Annotated in this window: 21 protein-coding genes; 9 read left to right on the top strand and 12 right to left on the bottom strand. The window is 64.8% G+C overall.

What is annotated here, in order from left to right; translation table 11 throughout:
- The first annotated feature begins 348 nt into the window (after positions 1-348).
- Together gnd and QYL91_RS05445 are read left to right on the top strand one after the other, a co-directional pair.
- On the top strand, positions 349-1,254 hold the full coding sequence (gene gnd, locus QYL91_RS05450; RefSeq protein ID WP_302082367.1) for a phosphogluconate dehydrogenase (NAD(+)-dependent, decarboxylating): 906 nt from the start codon (positions 349-351) through the stop codon (positions 1,252-1,254).
- Positions 1,255-1,407: 153 nt separating this feature from the next.
- Complete coding sequence (locus tag QYL91_RS05445) at positions 1,408-1,836, top strand: universal stress protein (RefSeq protein ID WP_302082366.1); 429 nt, start codon at positions 1,408-1,410, stop codon at positions 1,834-1,836.
- 10 nt (positions 1,837-1,846) lie between these two features.
- On the opposite strand, the gene QYL91_RS05440 is transcribed toward QYL91_RS05445, so the two are convergent.
- Entirely contained in the window at positions 1,847-2,815 is a 969-nt protein-coding gene (locus QYL91_RS05440) for an NDP-sugar synthase (RefSeq protein WP_302082365.1), read from the bottom strand.
- 86 nt (positions 2,816-2,901) lie between these two features.
- On the opposite strand from QYL91_RS05440, the gene QYL91_RS05435 reads away from it, so the two are divergent.
- Positions 2,902-3,192, top strand: a complete 291-nt coding sequence (locus QYL91_RS05435; RefSeq protein WP_302082364.1) for a transcriptional regulator — start codon at positions 2,902-2,904, stop codon at positions 3,190-3,192.
- A 30-nt stretch (positions 3,193-3,222) separates the two neighbouring features.
- Here QYL91_RS05435 and QYL91_RS05430 read toward each other — a convergent pair whose 3' ends face one another.
- The 6 genes from QYL91_RS05430 to aroE are packed head-to-tail and all read right to left on the bottom strand — an operon-like array spanning position 3,223 to position 8,044.
- Positions 3,223-3,639, bottom strand: coding sequence for a Rieske (2Fe-2S) protein (locus QYL91_RS05430; protein ID WP_302082363.1), 417 nt, complete (start codon positions 3,637-3,639; stop codon positions 3,223-3,225).
- 40 nt (positions 3,640-3,679) lie between these two features.
- The gene (locus QYL91_RS05425) at positions 3,680-4,543 is read right to left on the bottom strand and encodes an aminotransferase class IV (RefSeq protein ID WP_302082834.1); all 864 of its coding nucleotides are present in this window, start codon (positions 4,541-4,543) and stop codon (positions 3,680-3,682) included.
- Between the two features lie 5 nt (positions 4,544-4,548).
- Positions 4,549-5,193 carry an anthranilate synthase component II gene (locus QYL91_RS05420; protein WP_302082362.1) on the bottom strand — a complete coding sequence of 215 codons (645 nt, stop codon included), beginning with the start codon at positions 5,191-5,193 and terminating at the stop codon, positions 4,549-4,551.
- Complete coding sequence (gene pabB / locus QYL91_RS05415) at positions 5,190-6,665, bottom strand: aminodeoxychorismate synthase, component I (RefSeq protein WP_302082361.1); 1,476 nt, start codon at positions 6,663-6,665, stop codon at positions 5,190-5,192. Before pabB ends, QYL91_RS05420 begins: the two co-directional genes overlap by 4 nt.
- 49 nt (positions 6,666-6,714) lie before the next feature.
- The gene (locus QYL91_RS05410) at positions 6,715-7,197 is read right to left on the bottom strand and encodes a helix-hairpin-helix domain-containing protein (RefSeq protein ID WP_302082360.1); all 483 of its coding nucleotides are present in this window, start codon (positions 7,195-7,197) and stop codon (positions 6,715-6,717) included.
- 25 nt (positions 7,198-7,222) lie between these two features.
- Complete coding sequence (aroE, locus tag QYL91_RS05405) at positions 7,223-8,044, bottom strand: shikimate dehydrogenase (RefSeq protein ID WP_302082359.1); 822 nt, start codon at positions 8,042-8,044, stop codon at positions 7,223-7,225.
- An 85-nt stretch (positions 8,045-8,129) separates the two neighbouring features.
- Between aroE and QYL91_RS05400 the strand changes: the two genes are divergently transcribed.
- The 5 genes from QYL91_RS05400 (at position 8,130) to QYL91_RS05380 (ending at position 13,037) form a co-directional block, all read left to right on the top strand.
- A complete protein-coding gene (locus tag QYL91_RS05400; RefSeq protein ID WP_302082358.1) occupies positions 8,130-9,518 on the top strand; it encodes a sodium/calcium exchanger protein in 1,389 nt (462 codons plus the stop codon).
- Positions 9,518-10,882: a D-aminoacyl-tRNA deacylase gene (locus tag QYL91_RS05395; protein ID WP_302082357.1), complete on the top strand. Its 1,365-nt coding sequence runs from the start codon at positions 9,518-9,520 to the stop codon at positions 10,880-10,882. The genes QYL91_RS05400 and QYL91_RS05395 overlap by 1 nt, the downstream gene beginning before the upstream one ends.
- A 113-nt stretch (positions 10,883-10,995) precedes the next feature.
- Positions 10,996-12,159 carry a cell division protein FtsZ gene (gene ftsZ / locus QYL91_RS05390; protein WP_302082356.1) on the top strand — a complete coding sequence of 388 codons (1,164 nt, stop codon included), beginning with the start codon at positions 10,996-10,998 and terminating at the stop codon, positions 12,157-12,159.
- 84 nt (positions 12,160-12,243) lie between these two features.
- On the top strand, positions 12,244-12,417 hold the full coding sequence (locus QYL91_RS05385; RefSeq protein ID WP_302082355.1) for a protein translocase SEC61 complex subunit gamma: 174 nt from the start codon (positions 12,244-12,246) through the stop codon (positions 12,415-12,417).
- 128 nt (positions 12,418-12,545) lie between these two features.
- Entirely contained in the window at positions 12,546-13,037 is a 492-nt protein-coding gene (locus QYL91_RS05380) for a transcription elongation factor Spt5 (RefSeq protein WP_302082833.1), read from the top strand.
- Positions 13,038-13,091: 54 nt separating this feature from the next.
- Here the strand turns inward: QYL91_RS05380 and QYL91_RS05375 are convergent, their stop codons facing one another.
- From QYL91_RS05375 to QYL91_RS05365, 3 genes are all read right to left on the bottom strand, one after another.
- Entirely contained in the window at positions 13,092-13,352 is a 261-nt protein-coding gene (locus tag QYL91_RS05375; RefSeq protein ID WP_302082354.1) for a hypothetical protein, read from the bottom strand.
- A 69-nt stretch (positions 13,353-13,421) separates the two neighbouring features.
- Positions 13,422-15,002: a methyl-accepting chemotaxis protein gene (locus tag QYL91_RS05370; protein ID WP_302082353.1), complete on the bottom strand. Its 1,581-nt coding sequence runs from the start codon at positions 15,000-15,002 to the stop codon at positions 13,422-13,424.
- A gap of 90 nt (positions 15,003-15,092) precedes the next feature.
- Complete coding sequence (locus tag QYL91_RS05365) at positions 15,093-15,389, bottom strand: DUF7565 family protein (RefSeq protein WP_302082352.1); 297 nt, start codon at positions 15,387-15,389, stop codon at positions 15,093-15,095.
- Between the two features lie 112 nt (positions 15,390-15,501).
- Here QYL91_RS05365 and QYL91_RS05360 point away from each other — a divergent pair, with 112 nt between their 5' ends.
- On the top strand, positions 15,502-16,236 hold the full coding sequence (locus QYL91_RS05360) for a PHP domain-containing protein (protein WP_302082832.1): 735 nt from the start codon (positions 15,502-15,504) through the stop codon (positions 16,234-16,236).
- Here QYL91_RS05360 and QYL91_RS05355 read toward each other — a convergent pair.
- Together QYL91_RS05355 and QYL91_RS05350 are read right to left on the bottom strand one after the other, a co-directional pair.
- Positions 16,233-16,715: a metal-dependent hydrolase gene (locus tag QYL91_RS05355; protein ID WP_302082351.1), complete on the bottom strand. Its 483-nt coding sequence runs from the start codon at positions 16,713-16,715 to the stop codon at positions 16,233-16,235. The two genes, QYL91_RS05360 and QYL91_RS05355, sit on opposite strands and share 4 nt — an antisense overlap.
- Before the next feature lie 24 nt (positions 16,716-16,739).
- A complete protein-coding gene (locus QYL91_RS05350) occupies positions 16,740-17,264 on the bottom strand; it encodes a CinA family protein (RefSeq protein WP_302082350.1) in 525 nt (174 codons plus the stop codon).
- Positions 17,265-17,371 lie beyond the last annotated feature (107 nt).

Raw genomic sequence — 17,371 nt, 5'->3', positions numbered from 1 at the left:
GCCAGCGTACTACCGACGTGACCACGTCCATACGCGAGGGGTAGAGTGTCGGCTGTATAAATTTTCGCTTACCAGCCTAGTCTCGCTTTCTGACAGTCACACCAGCGCCCGATTGGTCGCCCCTACTCCGGCCACAACACGACCGCTTCGGGTCGAGCAAGTCAGCATCTACGTCTCGCCGGACGACTGGGGAGAGAATTGGGACCCGACTGCTCGACGAGGCCACGGCCGTCTTCGACGAACACGATGCAATCGCACTGCAGGACGTCGTTCTGGCCAGGACCGACACAGGCCAGTCTGTACGCGTGAAATCACAATCCCTACCTGCCTACCCGATGACCCGCAGGTATGGAACTCGGACTCGTCGGACTCGGACGGATGGGACAGATTGTCGCACAGCGGGTCATAGACGACGGCCACGACGTGGTCGCGTTCGACATCGACGACGACGCCGTCGCAGAGATGGCCGACGCCGGTGCGACCCCCGCCGACTCGATAGCCGACGTCGCAGACCAACTGGGCGAGGAGAAACGCATCTGGCTGATGGTCCCCGCCGGCGACGCCGTCGACGCCGCGCTGGACGAACTCGAGCCACACGTCGACGCCGACGACGTCATCGTCGACGGTGGCAACTCCAACTTCCACGATTCGACCCGCCGTGCAGACGAAACCGAGGCCGCGTATCTCGACTGTGGCACCTCCGGCGGCCCTGCCGGTGCAGAACTCGGCTTCTCGCTGATGGTCGGCGGCCCCGAGTGGGCCTACGACGAACTGACACCGGTCTTCGACGCCGTCGCCACCGGCCCGGATGGCCACGACCGGATGGGTCCCGCCGGGAGCGGCCACTACGTGAAGATGGTCCACAACGGCGTCGAGTACGCCCTGATGCAGGCCTACGGCGAAGGCTTCGAACTGCTTCACGAGGGGCGGTACGACCTCGATATGGAGGCAGTCGCACGCACCTGGAACAACGGCGCGGTCATCCGCTCTTGGCTGCTGGAACTCTGTGAGGAAGCGTTCCGCGAGGAGGGCAACGACCTCGGCGACGTGGCCGACCACGTCTCCGGCGGTTCGACCGGGACCTGGACCGTCCAGGAGTCACTGGAACAGGAAGTGCCACTCCCGCTCATCTACCAGGCACTCACCGAGCGGTTCAACTCGCGGGCGACCGGCGACGGCGAGGGTCGGTTCTCGCGACGCCTGGCAAACCGGCTCCGCTACGGGTTCGGTCGCCACGAAATCGAGCGACAGTAACCGACCGCCGAGGGAGAACGGCGGCCGCAGGGTAGAGACTGCCATCGAACTGTCGCGGTGACCGACCAGACGTGATTTCCCGCCGCACTCTTGCGTTCTCAAAATGTGGTTTTGCAAACAGGATTCATAGTGGGCAGTGCCTTACGTTCACACATGACGGACCATGTCCTGGTACCGGTAGACGAGTCAGAACCGTCTGACGAGGCCATCCGGTTCGCAACCGAACAGTATCCGGAGGCGGCGATTACGGCCCTCAACGTCGTCGACCCGCGCGATGCGTTTGCAGGCGCCAGTATCGAGGGTGCGATGCCCGAAGAGGGCATCCTGGAGAGTCGAGAACAGCACGCAGAGCAGTTGCTGGAAGGCGTTCGAGAAGATGCCGCTGCCAAAGGAGTAACCATCGAGACAGATTACGTCGTCGGGGATGTCTCGCGTTCGGTCGTCGACTACGTCGAGGAGAACGGGGTCGACCACGTCATCATCGGCAGTCACGGCCGTACCGGTGCGAGTCGTGTACTGCTGGGCAGCGTTGCAGAGTCAGTCACGCGACGGTCGCCAGTGCCGGTGACGGTCGTCCGGTGAGACGGCCCCACTATTTGCCGTTCGAAATGCGACTGTGCGAGCCGATGAGCGCGCCGGAGAGGTCGAGGTCGTGAACGGTCGCCTCGCTGTCGATGATGGAATCGCGAACCATCGAATCGGCGACGGTAGCGCCGGGGAACACGAGCGAACGGTCGAGGTCGGCGTTCTGGACCGTCGCGTCGGCCATGACGTGGACGTTCTCGCCGATGTCGGTGTCGTCGACGGTGGCCGACTCCGCGACGATTGAGTCCCCATCGAGTGCCCAGGCGACGGCTTCGAGGTAGCTCTCGGGCGTGCCGATGTCGTACCACGCGCCGTCGAACGTGAACGCGTGGACCTCGCTGTGCTCGACGAGCCACTGGATGAACCAGCCGGGTTCGTCGGGGTTGTTACCGCCCTCGAGATACTCCCCGAAGCGGACGCTCTCGGCCGGGAACGCGTAGCAGGCAATCGAGACGAGCGTGCTCGGTGGGTCGTCGGGCTTTTCCTGGAAATCGACGACGCGGTCGCCATCGAGGTCGACCAGCCCGTAGGACTTTGCCTTCTCGCGGGAGCCGACGTCGTAGGCAGCGAGCGTCGGTGCCGATTTCTCCTCGAAGAAATCCAGAAAGTCGGCCACGTCGAAACTGATGAGGTTGTCACCCGCGATGACGAGCAGGTCCTCGTCGACGATACCCTCCCGTTCGACCAGTTGGGCGAGCGCGCCGACGACGCCGAACTTCTCGTCTTCGTCGGTGGTGTCCTCGATAGAGAGTGTCGGTTTCTCGAAACCGGTGTCGGCCACGTGGTCGCGAAAGTCCTCGGCAAAACGCTCGTTCGTGGAGACGAACACGTCGTCGATACGGTCGTCGTCCTCCAGTTGCGAGAGAATCGTGTCGATGACGGTCGTCTCGCCGACCGGGAGGAGCATCTTCGGACGGTGGCGGGTAACAGGCCACAGCCGTGTGGCGTACCCCCCAGCGAGTACGACTGCTTTCATATTCCGAACGTCCCATGGGCCGGGTAAATCCCTTTTCATCCTGCTGCCGGCGAAACGGTGATAATCGTTCACAGAGAAGGGCCAGTATGCGCGAGGCGAGTCGGACGACACGCGAACGAATCGCAGACCGCCTGCGTGACCAGGCCCTTCCTGCCGGCACGCTCGCCCGGGAGTTCGACATCCGGGCGACGACGGCACTCGACCACGTCCAGCACATCGCACGCTCGCTCGACGGGACAGACGAGGAACTTCTCGTCGCACCCCCGGAATGCGAAGAGTGTGGCTTTACCGACTTCGACGACCTGGTGAACCGGCCGAGTCGGTGTCCCGAGTGCAAAAACGAAGGCGTCGCAGAGCCGGTGTTTCGCGTCGAGTGAGGCAGTCAGAAGAACAGCGGCCGGCCGCACTCAGTTCCCGGAGAAGCCGATACGGCCACGCGAAGAGAGGTCGTGTTCGCCCGACGGCCCGGTCTGCTCGAAGTCGTAGTCGTCGTCGGTCAGGTAGACGACGCCGTCGTCGACGGTCACGTCCAGTTGTTCGACGGTCGCCCCCTCACAGGGTCCGTGAGTGCAGTAGCCGGTCTCGCGCTCGAAGGTCGCGCCGTGTTTCGTGCAGACGAGTTCGTCGTTGCGCACTTCCGCGCCACTGCCCGAATCGAAGCGGACGTCCGTCCAGTGGGGACAGGAGTTTTTCATCGCGACGACGCCGTCGGCGAGTTGCAACAGGATTGCCTCTTCGAGGTCGAACCCATCGCGGACCGTAAAGAGAAACGACCCGTCCTCGGGAACGTCGTCGACTGTCGCAATCCGACTGGCCTCGTCCATACACTCCCGGTTCGAAAGCGAGCGGCTTGAACGGTGCGATTCAGTAGTGTTCCGCCTCGACGCGCTCGTCGAACAGTTTCCCGAGGAGTCGCGTCATCGGTCCCACGTCCAGGTCGGTGCCGTCGACGCTGGTCACCGGCCGCACCTCCCAGGTCGTGTTCGTGACGAACGCCTCGTCTGCGCTCCGGAGGTCCGGAATGGAGTAGTGGCCCGTCTCAACCGGTAACCCCTCCGAGCGGGCAATATCCAGGACGACGCCGCGGGTGACCCCGGGGAGCAAATCGAGGTCCGTCGCCGGCGTCTTGAGCGTCCCGCCATCGACGAAGAAGACGTTGCTCGTCGCCCCCTCCGTGAGATACCCGTCCATGTCGGCCATAATCGCCTCGTCGGCGTCGGTCCCCTCCAGTTCGAGTCGCGCGAGGATGCCGTTGAGGTAGTTGTGCGTCTTTGCGTTCGCCGGGATGGCGGCCGACGGAATCCGGCGCGTCTCGGCAGTCCGGAGCGTCGCGGGGTCGTCCCAGACGGATTCACCGCCAGTCCCGCCCCGCGGGAGTTCGTCGACGATGACCGTAATCGTCGGCGCGACTCTGGGGTCGGGCGTGAGTTTGCCCGCCTGTACGCCGCGGGTCATCGAGACGCGGGCGTAGGCGTCGTTGAAGTCGTTTGCCGCGACTGTATCGAGGACGCGTTGTTCGAGGTCGTCGACCGGTGGCATCGCCTCGTCGAAATCGAGCGCCCGGAGCGAGCGGGCAAACCGCTCGGCGTGGCTCTCCCACTCGAAGATGTCGCCGTTGTAGACGCGCAGCGTCTCGAAGACGCCGTCACCGTACAGAAAGCCGCGGTCGCGGACGTTGACAGTCGCTTCCGATGCCGGGACGAGTCGGCCGTCGACGTGGTAGGTCAGGTCTGTCATGGGTCAGCCGTTGGAGTCGCCATCGCGAGGAAGTTCGCAATCAATCGTTCGCCTGCGTCGGTCAGGATGCTTTCGGGATGGAACTGGACGCCGACGTGTGGACACTCGCGGTGACGGACGCCCATCACGACGGCGTCTTCGACAATCGTGTCAGTATCTTCGGCAGTCGTGTGCGCAGTCTCGACCAGGGAATCGGGGACCGTCGTCTGCTCGACAGCCAGCGAGTGATACCGGCCGACCTCGATGTCATCGGGGAGACCATCGAAGATTCCCTCGCCGTCGTGGGTAACCGTCGAGGGTTTGCCGTGGACGACGGCCTCGGCGTGGCCCACCTCGGCGCCGTTGGCCGCACAGAGCGCCTGATGGCCGAGGCAGACGCCGAGCGTCGGATAGTCGCGCTCGGCAAAGATGTCCATCGAGATACCAGCGGCCGCTGGCGTGCCGGGACCCGGCGAGACGACGATTGCGTCGGGGTCGAGGTCGTCGATGCCGTCGAGGGTGATTTCGTCGTTGCGGCGGACGACGACCTCGCCGGGAGTCTGTGACTGTATCGCAGCGCCCGGTGCGGTGACAACCGCGCCGACGTACTGGACGAGGTTGTACGCGAACGAATCGTAGTTGTCGACGACGAGCACTCTCATGTCTGTTCTACACTCAGGTCTGCGCGCTGTCCGAGCGCTTCGTCGATTGCAGTCACGAGCGCCCGACCTTTATCGAGCGTCTCAGCGTACTCCCGTTCCGGCTCCGAGTCGTGGACGATACCCGCACCCACGCGGAGGTGGTACTCCTCGGCGTAGCGCACCAGCGTCCGGATGACGATGTTCAGCGTCGCCCGGTCGTCGAACCCGAAGATGCCAATCGAGCCGGTGTAGGGACCGCGCCGGGTCGTCTCCGCCTCGTCGATTATCTCCATCGTCCGGGGTTTCGGCGCGCCGGTGATGGTGCCGCCGGGGAAGACGGCGGCAATCGCGTCCGTCAGCGTCGCGTCGTCCCGGAGTCGTCCTTCGACTTCCGAGACGAGGTGCATCACCTCCGAGTAGCGGTCGACGCGGCGGTACTCGCTGACGTCGACGGTCCCGTACTCGCTGACTTTCCCGAGGTCGTTGCGCTCCAGGTCGACGAGCATCGCGTGCTCGGCGCGCTCTTTCTCGTCGGCGAGCAGGTCCGCTTCGAGTCGGTCGTCTTCGTCGGGGGTCGCGCCGCGCGGCCGCGTGCCGGCGATTGGCTCGGTGACGAGTCGGTCACCGTCACGGTCGAGGAGGAGTTCGGGACTCGCGGAGACTATGTCCACGCCCGGAAACTCCAATAGTGCGGAGTAGGGCGCGGGGTTGACCTCGCGGAGCGCGTCGAAGGCCTCGACAGGGTGGACGGCGGCGGGCGCGTGCAACCGCTGGGAGACGTTCGCCTGAAAGGTGTCGCCGTCGCGGATGGACGCTTTGACCTGCCGGACGCGCTCGGCGAACGCCTCGCGTGTACAGTCACTCTGGAAGTGTGCGCTGTCGGTCGTCACCGGCGGGTCCCCGACGGCGGGGTCGCCCTCGGTGGCTTTTCGTGCGAGTTTGCGGGCGTGCTCGCGAGCCAACCGATACTTCTCCGCCAGTGCCTCGGCGTCGTCTGGGTCGTCGATGCGCGGGCACGCAGTGATGCGAAGCGTCACGTCGTCACCCTCGACTGGTCGCTCCCAGGCGGCGATTCGGTCGTAGGTCGCCAGTTGGAGTCGCGGGAGGTTACGGTCCCGGACCGCATCCGTGGGGAGCGATTCGAGTTCGCGAGCCACGTCGTAGGAGAGCCAGCCGATAGCACCGCAGGGGTAGGGAACGTCACACGCCCCGCGGACGAGCGTCTCGCCGTCGAGGACGGCCGCGAGTGCGTCGAGTGCGCTCGCGTCGGCGTCGACTTCGAGGAAATCGGCGGGCGTGACGGCGAAGTAGCCCCAGCCGGACTGGCCGCCGATCGTATCGAGGAAGACGCCACCGGGACCGTCGCGTGCCCGTCGGTAGGCGAGGAAGGGGTCCGAAACGGTCACGCGGAGTTCGACCGGGACGCGGGCACCGGCCGGTGCCTCGCGTGCAGTCTGGAGGTACGTATCCCGGTCGGTGACGCCCTCGAACATTACTGTCAGAAACGACAGGAGCGCCTAACCGTTTTGCGGTTCCCGAAAGTCAGAAGTCCTGGGCTCGCTCGACCCAGTCTGTGGCCCGGTTCTCGCCGGCCTGGGCCGCCTCTGCGACCTCGGCCGGGTCGGCTGCCGCGATGTCTGCGACCGTCTCGATGCCGATAGACTCCAGTCGCTCGGCGTAGGTCGGGCCGATACCCTTGATTTCCTCGACAGACGGACTGGCTGGCGCGTCGTCAGTGGCCGATTCGTCGTCGATAACAGAGTCGTCGTCGGCCGGTGACGCCACGGTGTCGTCGCCCGGTTCGTCGGTCGTCGGCTCGCTCTCGCCGGCCGTCGACGCCCTCTTGCCCGCCGATTCCTGGTCGCCGTCCATCTGCTCTCGGGCCGTATCCGTTCCCTTGACGGCGTGTTCGGATTCGGCGGCCGGTTCGTGCTCGACAGTTACGTCGGGTTCGGTGTCGCGGGCGGGCGAGTGCCCGTCCTGGTCAGAGCCGAAGAGAGATTTGAGTTTGTCCAGCAACCCCATGTCGGATGATTGTGACGGGTCGTACTTAAACTCGTGTCCGGAGCGCCTCGTTCATCTCCGCGACCGGTGCGTCGCGGCCAGTCCACTGCTCGAAGGCCTCGACACCCTGGAACAGGAGCATCCACGCGCCGTCGACGGTCGTCGCACCGGCGGCGGCCGCGTCGTCGAGCAGTCGCGTCTCGAGTGGCGAGTAGACCGCATCGAGGACCGCGAGGTCTGCGTGGAGCACGTCGGCGGGCACCGGCGAGCGGTCCTCCTCCATCCCGACGCTGGTGGCGTTGACCAGCAGGTCCGCCTCGGCCACGAGGTCCGGGAGTGCGTCGAGACCGTACCCCATCACAGCGGAATCGCCGTCGGGGTGAGACGCTGCGACGGCCGCCGCGAGGTCGTCTGCCTTCGATTCGGTCCGGTTGGTGATGTGGACGGTCAGCCCCTCGTCGGCCAGTGCGAACGCGACTGCGCGGCCAGCGCCGCCGGCGCCGACGACGACGGCGTCACCGGTCAGGTCGACGCCGTGATGCGTAAACGAGCGGACGACGCCGGCGGCGTCGGTGTTGTAGCCGGTCGGTGGGTCAGTCGAGAAGTCGATAGTGTTGACCGCGCCGATGCGCTCGGCGAGCGGTGCCGGGTCGACCGCCTCGATGACCTGCTGTTTGAACGGAATCGTGACGTTCAGGCCGGCGACGTCGAGCGTGGCCGCACTCTCGACGGCGCGGGCGCCGGCGTTCTCGTCGGGTTCGAACGTGACATAGCGAGCGTCGATGTCGAGTGTCTCGTAGGCCGCTTCGTGCATCGGTGGCGACAGCGAATGTTCGACGGGATTGCCGAGCAGACCGTAGACGTCCATATCCGCACCTCCGGCCGGGAGCGTATAATCGCCACGGTCGGCCACATCGCAAGACATTCTTACAGCACAACCGAGTGCTCCGGTAGTGAGTCGTCTCCGTCATCCGCTGACTGCCATCGCTGTTGCCGTCGCAGTCTCGGCGCCGTGGGTCGGCATCTGGGCGACCGGAACCGGATTCGGTGACGTTGCGACCGTCGCAATCAGCGGCATCGCGGTACTCGGTGCGTCGTTCCTGCTGACGTGGGGCGCCGAAACCGCCGAGAAGGACGTCCCCCGAGCCTTTGCCATCGCTGTGCTCGCGGTGCTGGCCGTCGCACCGGAGTACGCCGTCGACGCGCTGTACGCGTGGGGGGCCGGTGCCGGCGGTGCGACTGCCGAAGCCTGTCAGGGCGTGGCGACGGGCGGGCACGGGGCGCGGGCGGCAAGCGGTCTCGCGAGCGCCTGCCAGGACGCGAATCTCGCCGTCGCCAACATGACCGGCGCGAACCGCATCCTCATCGGTATCGGCTGGGCCGGTATCGCGCTCCTGACCGTCTGGCAGGCCCGTCGGACCGCCGACCCCGCCGTCGACCACCGCGAGGGATTTCTCGCGACGCGTGTCACGCTGGATAAAGACATCGCGACCGAGATTACGTTCCTCTTTGCCGCAACGACGTGGGCCTTCTTCGTCCCGCTTGGAGGCGGTATCGACATTCTCGATTTCGTCGTCCTCGTCGGGCTGTACGTCGTCTACATCGGCATCATCATTCGCGGCGATATCGAGGCCGGCGAGGAACACGTCGGCGTCCCCGCGTACCTCCAGTCGTTCCCGCGGCCGCTCCGGATAGTCACCGTCCTCGGTCTCTTCGTCTTCTCTGGCTTTCTCATCTTCATCGCCGTCGAACCGTTCGCTCACGGCCTGGAGAACATCGGCGAGTCAGTCGGCATCCCGGCGTTTTTCATGATTCAGTGGATTGCACCGCTTGCCAGCGAATCGCCGGAGCTCATCGTCGTCTCCGTGCTCGTGTACAAGGCCCGCTCGACGGCGGGGTTCAACGCGCTCATCTCCTCGAAACTCAACCAGTGGACGCTGCTCATCGGGACGCTCGTCGTCGTCTACTCGCTTGCACTCGGTCGGTACGGGACGCTCCCCTTCGACCAGATTCAGGCCGCAGAAATCTGGATTACCGCCGCGCAGTCGTTTTTCGCGCTGGCCCTGCTCGTCGATTTCAGTATCTCGGTCCGCGAAGCCGTCGCGCTCTTTACCCTCTTTATCTCACAGGTCCTGCTCGAGTTTACCTTCCTCAGAGTCTGGGAGCCGTTCCCGGACCCGAAGTTCGAACTACTGGTGGCCTACACGGTCGTCTACCTCGTCCTCGGGACGGCGATACTCGTCGTCCGCCGGCATCGCTTGCGCGAACTGTTCGAACTAACCGCCTTCGCCGTCCGGAAAGCCACCGGCCGGCACCCGACAAAACCCGACCACGCTGACTGATGCTCGGAATCCTCGTCTCTCGGGCCGACGACGCATCGACACACATCGGCAACCAACTGCGCGAGATTGCTGACTGGACCGAACACACCGACGACTCGCGCCCCGACGCGGCGGGCGGTGGGACCGTCTATCGGACAGCGGGAGCCGAACTCCGCGAGTTCGAGGAGTTACACCTCCACCTCGACCGGCCGGCCGACGCCTTCGACGACATCGACGTGCTCGTGTTCGCGTCGAAACACGCCGGCGAGACGGGACAGTTGCTGACGGCCCACCACACCGGGAACTTCGGGCCGGCCGACCACGGCGGCGAGGACAACGCCGTCGCCCGCGCTTGCCCGAACGCACACGCGCACGTCCTCGACGCGCTCGAAACGCACGCGCCGGAGGGCTACGACGTTGGCATGGAAGGAACCCACCACGGCCCGACGGACGTGGGCGCGCCGTCGATGTTCGTCGAAGTGGGGTCCAGTCAGGCCGAGTGGGACGACCCAGACGCCGCCCGCGCAGCGGCGCAGGCGATTCTGGACTGTCGCGGCGTCTCGCCGGACCGCGACCCCGAGAACGGTGGCGGCGATGCCCACCGCCGACATCTCCTCGGCATCGGTGGGGGCCACTACGCCCCCCGGTTCGAGCGGGTGGTCAGGGAGACCGACTGGGCGGTCGGCCACATCGCCGCCGACTGGGGCCTCGACGCGATAGGCGACCTCGAGAGCGCAACCAGTCAAGCAGTGCTGTCGGCGGCCTTCGAGGAGAGTCGCGCCGCCTACGCGCTGGTCGACGGCGACCGGCCGGACGTGACAGCGGCCGTCGAGCGCGCCGGCGGCCGCGTCGTCGGCGAGACGTGGGTCCGCGAGACCGACGGCGTCCCGCTTGGGCTTGTCGACCGCGTCGAAACGGCAGTTGCGACCGTCGCCGACGGCCTTCGCTTCGGTGAGGCTGCGACCGGCTACGACGGCGACTTCGTGGTCATCGACCTGCCCCCGGAACTGCTCGACGAAGCGCGCGGCATCGACCGGGAGGCGACCTACGAGTTGCTCGAAGCGCAGGCGCTGGCCTTCGGCACCGACCAGGGTGGCACCCGCCCGACGAACCCCGTCGTCCTCGCCGACGAAACTGACCGCGAAGATGTGGTCGACGGACTGAGGGCAGTCCTCGAGCAGCGCTACGACAGCGTCGAGCGCGAAAACGGGGAACTCGTCGCCCGCGAGCGGGCATTTTCCGCCGAGAAGGCACGGACGCTGGGAGTTCCCGAGGGGCCGAAGTTCGGCAAACTCTCCAGTGGCCAGTCCGTCGAGGTCGACGGCGAAACCATCCCACCCGAGGCAGTCAGCGACTCGCGTGAACGACGGTTTCGACTGGAGTGAGACGGGCCGCAATTTCGAGTGGAGATAGGGAAGACGGCAAGAGAGATGCGTCAGCCGTGCGTCAGACACAGGGGAAAACCTATTAGGGTCCGTCTGTAAAGGAGGATTTAAATATGGACTCGATTATCGACGACGCAATCGACGAGGCCGAGGAGGAACGGGAGGAATCGGCCGCCGACGCCGAGACAGAGAGCGAGGGGACGCCGTCAGCGGACAATCCGTCGACCTCGGGGGAGATGACAGACGAGGAACTGGCGTCGGTCGTCGAGGACCTCGAAACGAAAATCACCGTCGTCGGCTGTGGGGGCGCCGGCGGCAACACCGTCACCCGGATGACCGAGGAGGGAATCCACGGCGCGAAACTGGTCGCGGCAAACACCGACGCCCAGCACCTCGCCGACGAAGTCAAGGCCGACACGAAGATTCTCATCGGCAAGAAGCGCACCAACGGCCGGGGGGCCGGCTCGGTGCCGAAAATCGGCGAGGAGGCGGCCCAGGAGAACATCGAGGACATCCAGCAGTCCATCGACGGCTCCGATATGGTCTTTGTCACGGCCGGCCTCGGCGGCGGGACCGGGACCGGTGCCGCGCCAGTCGTCGCACAGGCCGCACAGGATTCCGGTGCGCTCACGATTTCTATCGTCACGATTCCCTTTACCGCGGAGGGTGAGCGCCGGCGAGCGAACGCCGACGCCGGTCTCGAACGGCTCCGCGCGGTAAGTGACACCGTCATCGTCGTCCCGAACGACCGCCTGCTCGATTACGCGCCGTCGATGCCGCTGCAGGACGCCTTCAAAATCTGTGACCGGGTGCTGATGCGCTCGGTCAAGGGGATGACCGAACTGATTACCAAGCCCGGTCTGGTCAACGTCGACTTTGCCGACGTTCGCACTATCATGGAAAACGGCGGCGTCGCGATGATCGGCCTCGGCGAGTCCGACTCGGAGAACAAGGCCCAGGACTCGATTCGCTCGGCGCTTCGCTCGCCCCTGCTGGACGTTGAGTTCGACGGTGCAAACTCCGCGCTGGTCAACGTCGTCGGCGGGGCGGACATGAGCATCGAGGAGGCAGAAGGCGTCGTCGAGGAGATTTACGACCGCATCGACCCCGATGCACGCATCATCTGGGGCGCATCGATCAACCAGGATTTCGAGGGCAAGATGGAGACGATGATCGTCGTCACCGGCGTCGAGAGCCCCCAGATTTACGGGAAAAGCGAGGCCGAACGAGAGAAGGCGGCCCAGCAACTCGGCGAAGACATCGACTACGTCGACTGACGGAACAGGTTTTCTTTCAGATTCGCTGTCGGGGTATCCGTCGGTGTCGGAAGATAGAAAAGCACCGAGTGGCAATCACGCCCCATGAACACGCCCACGGACCTCAGTTCGTACGTCCGCGTACTCAAACTGGCGAGTACGCCCTCCTGGGAGGAGTTTTCGCAGGTGGCCAAGATTGCGGGGGCCGGCATCGCGCTCGTCGGCATTCTGGGCTTCCTGATTTACACGATTATGTTCTTCATCCCAGGTGGTCCATGATGGACGAGGACGATTTCGACGGGAACTCGCCACAGGACCCACTCAGCGCCGGGCCCGGCGAGAATCCACTCGACGCCGACCCCGAACCCGACGAGGATAGCGACCTCCTCGATGCAGAGCCCGCCGACATGGACGACGAGTCGGACGTCGACGACGAGGAACCCGAGCAGAAAGAGTACGACACCGGCATCTACGCCATCAAGACGACCGCGAGCCAGGAGCGGACCGTCGCGGACATGATTATGAACCGCGAGGAGCCCTCGATTCACGCCGCGCTCGCGCCGGATTCGCTGACCTCCTACGTGATGGTCGAAGCGGACGACCACAACGTCTTCGACCGCATCCTCGACGAGATTCCCCACGCCAACGGCGTCGTCCCCGGGGAGTCCTCCATCTCGGAGGTCGAGCACTTCCTCTCGCCGAAACCGGACGTGGAAGGTATCGCCGAAGGAGACATCGTCGAACTCATCGCCGGCCCGTTCAAAGGCGAGAAAGCGCAGGTCCAGCGCATCGACGAGGGCAAAGACCAGGTCACCGTGGAACTGTACGAAGCGACGGTCCCGATTCCGGTTACCGTGCGTGGTGACCAGATTCGAGTGCTGGATTCTGAAGAGCGGTAGTATTCACGCGTTGCTACCGTCTGAGTGGGTGGCAGTGTCGGGTTTCTTCTGCAGTCAGTCGTCAGCAGCGGCAGAAAAGGACGCGTCAGTCGTCCGGGCCGTGCGGGACGCCTGTTCGTCGCGGAGGGAGTCTACAGTGGCGCTCATCTCCCGTGACACCTTCCGCTGTTGCTCGCTCAGCGAGCGCGTCGACGCTTCGAGTTTGGCAACTGCGCTCCCGAGACCCGTCAGGTCGGTACTCAACTCGTCCATCGAATCGCCGAGCATCGAGAGCGCGTCACCGATACCGCCGTCGTCTGCAGTCGTGTTGTCCATACACGTAGCATTGGACCACACGAGAATGGTAGCAGTGCCAAACTCGTTAGGAGGTTTCGACAGAGCGCGCTATTGGTCGACGTAGGCTTCGGTGGCGAGGCGGTGGACGGTATCGTGAATCTCGTCGACTTTCTCGGCCTGTTCCTCGCTGGTGGCGGCCGCGGTCTGGACCTCGTCGGAGACCTCTTCGGCGCGAGTGACGACTTCGTCGAGCATACTCGCGATTTGCTCTGTGCTCGTCGCCTGGTCGTCGGTCGCATCGGAGACTTGCTCGATGCCCTCGGCGGCTTCCTCAACGGCAGTGACGATGTCAGTCAGCGCCGCAGTCGAGTCTTCGACCTGTTCGAGGCCGCGTTCGACCTGTCTGTTGGTCTCTTCGAGGTTCTCGACGGTGTCGCGGGTGTCGGCTTTGATACGCGAGACCATCTTCTCGATTTCGCCGGCGCGTTGCTGTGACTCCTCGGCCAGCGACTTGACCTCGTCGGCGACGACGGCAAAGCCAGAACCGGCCTCGCCGGCGCGCGCGGCCTCGATAGAGGCGTTCAGCGCGAGCATGTTCGTCTGTTCTGCGATGTCATCGATGACCTCGACAATCTCGTCAACTTCTTCGACGCGCTTGCGGAGTGTCTCGACGTCCGCGGCGACTGCGTTGGCCGATTCGGAGACGTCTTCCATCACTGCCTGTGTCTGCTCGGCGGTCTCCTGGACCTCTGTAGCAGCGTCGTCGGCGTTGTGCGCCGTCGACGCGACCTCGTCGCTAGTCGAGGCAATCTCCTCGATGGTCGCCGAGAGGTTTGCCACCTCGTCGCTGACAGTCGCCAGTGTCTCGGATTGCTCGTCGGCGAGCGTCGAAATGTGCTGGCTGGTGTCGGCGACCGACTCGACAGAATCGTGGAGGTCACCGGTCTGGTCTGCCACGTCGGCGACGATACCGGAGAGGCGCTCTGCCATCTGGTTGAGCGAATCGACGACGCCGACGAGGTCGTCGTCGATGTGGTCTGTCTCCTCGACCGAGGCGCGGGCCTTCAGATTCCCGGCTTCGATTTCCCCCATCGTGTCCTGGAGTTCGGTGACCATCGCCTGGAGTTGCTGTTGCTGGAGTGCGTCCTCGGTGCGGTCGTGAATCATCTCGACGACGCCCGCGAGCTCGCCGTTCTCGTAGATGGGCGCGGCGCTGAACTCGATGTGGCGTTCCCTGCCGCGTGAGTCTTTCATCACGCTCTCGTCGGCATACAGCGTGTAATCGACGTCGTCGACGCGGGGGACACCGTGTTCCTGGTCGGCGCTCTCGGGGGCTTCCAGTACCTTCTCGGCCAGCGTCATCGACCGGCGACCGTCGTGGTAAAACGCCGGGCCGATGACCCCGTGTTCGGCCTGCAGTTCTCTGGCCCCCTCCTCGGACTCGCCGGTGAGTTGCTGGAGCGACCGGTTCCAGTTCGTGATTTCGCCGTCAGCATCCACCACGAAAATCGGCGTGTCAATGTGATTCAGGATTGCGTGGTAGTCGAGTGGACTCTGCGCGCCCCCACTGGCGTCCCCATCGGCGAGTGCGCCCCCGTCAGTTCGCGTCTGGCCGGTTCCCGACTTGTCGGGCCCGGATGTCTTGTCTGCCGTCCCACTTGCAGCGTCCGAAGACTCGCGCTTTGTCATTAGCCATACCACGAAAGCAGACGGATATAAGTACACAATCTAATTATACAAAAAAAGCGGGTCGGTGCCGACGTTCTTCGGAGGGCGCGACTACCCGTTCCCTTCGATACGGTCGACGACTTCCCGGATGTCGGCGGCGTCCTCAATGTCCTCTTTGATGTTCTCGCGCCGGCGGACGTCGGCCGCACTCGCGTCGTAGGCGCGGACGTAGTCCGCACGCGAGTGCTCGTCGAAGGCGTGGCGGATAGCGAAGTAGCCATCGGGAACGACAGTGCCACAGACCTTGCATTCGATTTTGTCGTGGTCGGTCGCCTGGTGGACGATGAGGTCCTCGACCCGGTCGAACGTGGTATCGTCGCCTTCGATGGCGCACTCCCAGCGAGCCATTTCTGTCGGATGAGACACCCTCTGGCGATAAAAACGTTCCTCCCGAGGACAATAGAAAGTCCTAACCGATATACCACCGAATCCGCCGCCAGTGACGACGACACGCGTCGATATGCACGTGAAGATACTCGACGAGCGGGTCGCCGCGCGCGCCAAGCGCCGCGGCATCGACGTCCTCGTCTACGCGCCCCACTTTACGCGCTGGTCGACAATTCGCGAGCGCGCCGAACGGTTTAGCGACGACGACCTGCTCGTGGTGCCCGCGCGGGAACTGTTCACCGGTGACTGGCGGCACCGTCGACACGTCCTCGCGCTTGACTTACAGCGGGGGATTCCGGACTTTCTCACGCTCGATGGCGCGGTAAACGAACTCGCCAAACAGGACGCCGTCGTCTGTGTCCCACACCCCGGCTTTCTCACCATCAGCCTCGAACGCGACCACATCCGGGCGTACCGTGACATCGTCGATGCAATCGAGGTGTACAATCCGAAACACCTCCCCAGGGACAACCGGCGTGCCCGCGCACTCGCCGCGGAGTTCGACATTCCGGGCTTTACCTCCTCGTACGCCCACCTCCCGGGGACTATCGGCGAGTGCTGGACGACCTTCGAGTGTGCCATCGACACCGCCGCGGACCTCCACGACGCGCTCAGAGACGGGACCCCGCGGACGGCCACCCACCGCGACGGGCTCGAACATCTCGGGCGCCGCGCCATCGAGATGGCACACATCGGCTACGAGAACACCTGGAAGAAACTCGACCGGGTCTACCTCTCAGGGACGGAGCCGACCCACCCCGACCACGTCGCTTACGGCGGTGCCTTCGAGGACAGCAGCGTCTACTAGATGCCAATCGCCTGCTGGGCCTCGACGATGGCCGGCGTCCCGTAGGTCACCAGCAGATAGATGCCCGCAATCTCGACGGCCGTGATGCTGAACATCATCAGGTCGGTGTACTTGCTGTCGACCGGAATCCCGAAGGGAACGTCGAACTCCTTGTCCCAGGCGGGATAGAAGAGTGCGATACCCCGTGTAGTCCCGAGGACGTCCAGGATGTAGTGTGTGAGGACGCCGAGCCAGACCCACTGGAGGTTCCCGAAGTAAAACGGGTAGGCCGCGACGATACCCAACACGAGGAGGTTGTGCAGCGACTTCCGGTGTTTGCCAAAGGCCGTGTCCACGTCGGGGAACAGCGCACCGAGGACGACGGGGACGAACACCTCCGCGATAGTCACGAACGTCTCGACGTCACCCGACGGTTCGAGGACGTACCCCAACCCGATTGCCAACAAAACAGCGTTGAGTACGTGCCCACGTTTGTTCATCGCTGAGGACGTCGGCGGGCAGACTCACAAACCTTGTTGTTCGCCATCCTGCACGGCCGCCGCGAGGTCGCGCAACGCCTGTCTGGCCGCCTGCTCGCGCACCCCGTCTCTGTCACCGTCGACCGTGTAGCGTTCGACCGTCGTCGTCGAGTCACCACTCTCCCAGGGGGCGGCCGACGCGACGGCCACGAACACCGTCCCCACTGGTCGCTCGTCGGTGCCGCCGCCGGGACCGGCAACCGCCGCCGTCGCCACGCCGAAATCTGTTCGCGCGCGGTCCCGTGCGGCCTGTGCCATCTCCCGGACCGTCGGGGCACTGACAGCACCGTGTTCGTCCAGTGTCTCCCTGGAGACGGCCAACTCCTCGCGGAGTGCGTCGTACGCGTACGTGACGTACGCACGATCGAAGTAGTCACTCGCACCCGGCGGCGTGGTGAGCAGCGTTGCAACCAGCCCGCCTGTAGCTGCCTCCGCGACGGCGACCGTCGCGTCTGCGTCCCGGAGCGTATCGGCGACCCGCTCTTCGACTGGCCGCGCTGTCGTGTTCATGCAACAGCCAACGGCCGAATCACCGAAAAGCGTACGGCCGCCGACCGAAGCCAAATGTTCAAGACCGAAGCCGCGACCAGCCCAGGACCATGCACTGACCGCTGCCA

The sequence above is a fragment of the Salinibaculum rarum genome, assembly GCF_030505615.1.
Lineage (GTDB): Archaea > Halobacteriota > Halobacteria > Halobacteriales > Haloarculaceae > Salinibaculum > Salinibaculum rarum.
Note: the sequence above shows the minus strand (reverse complement) of the source record. Positions and strands in the feature narration are given on the sequence as shown.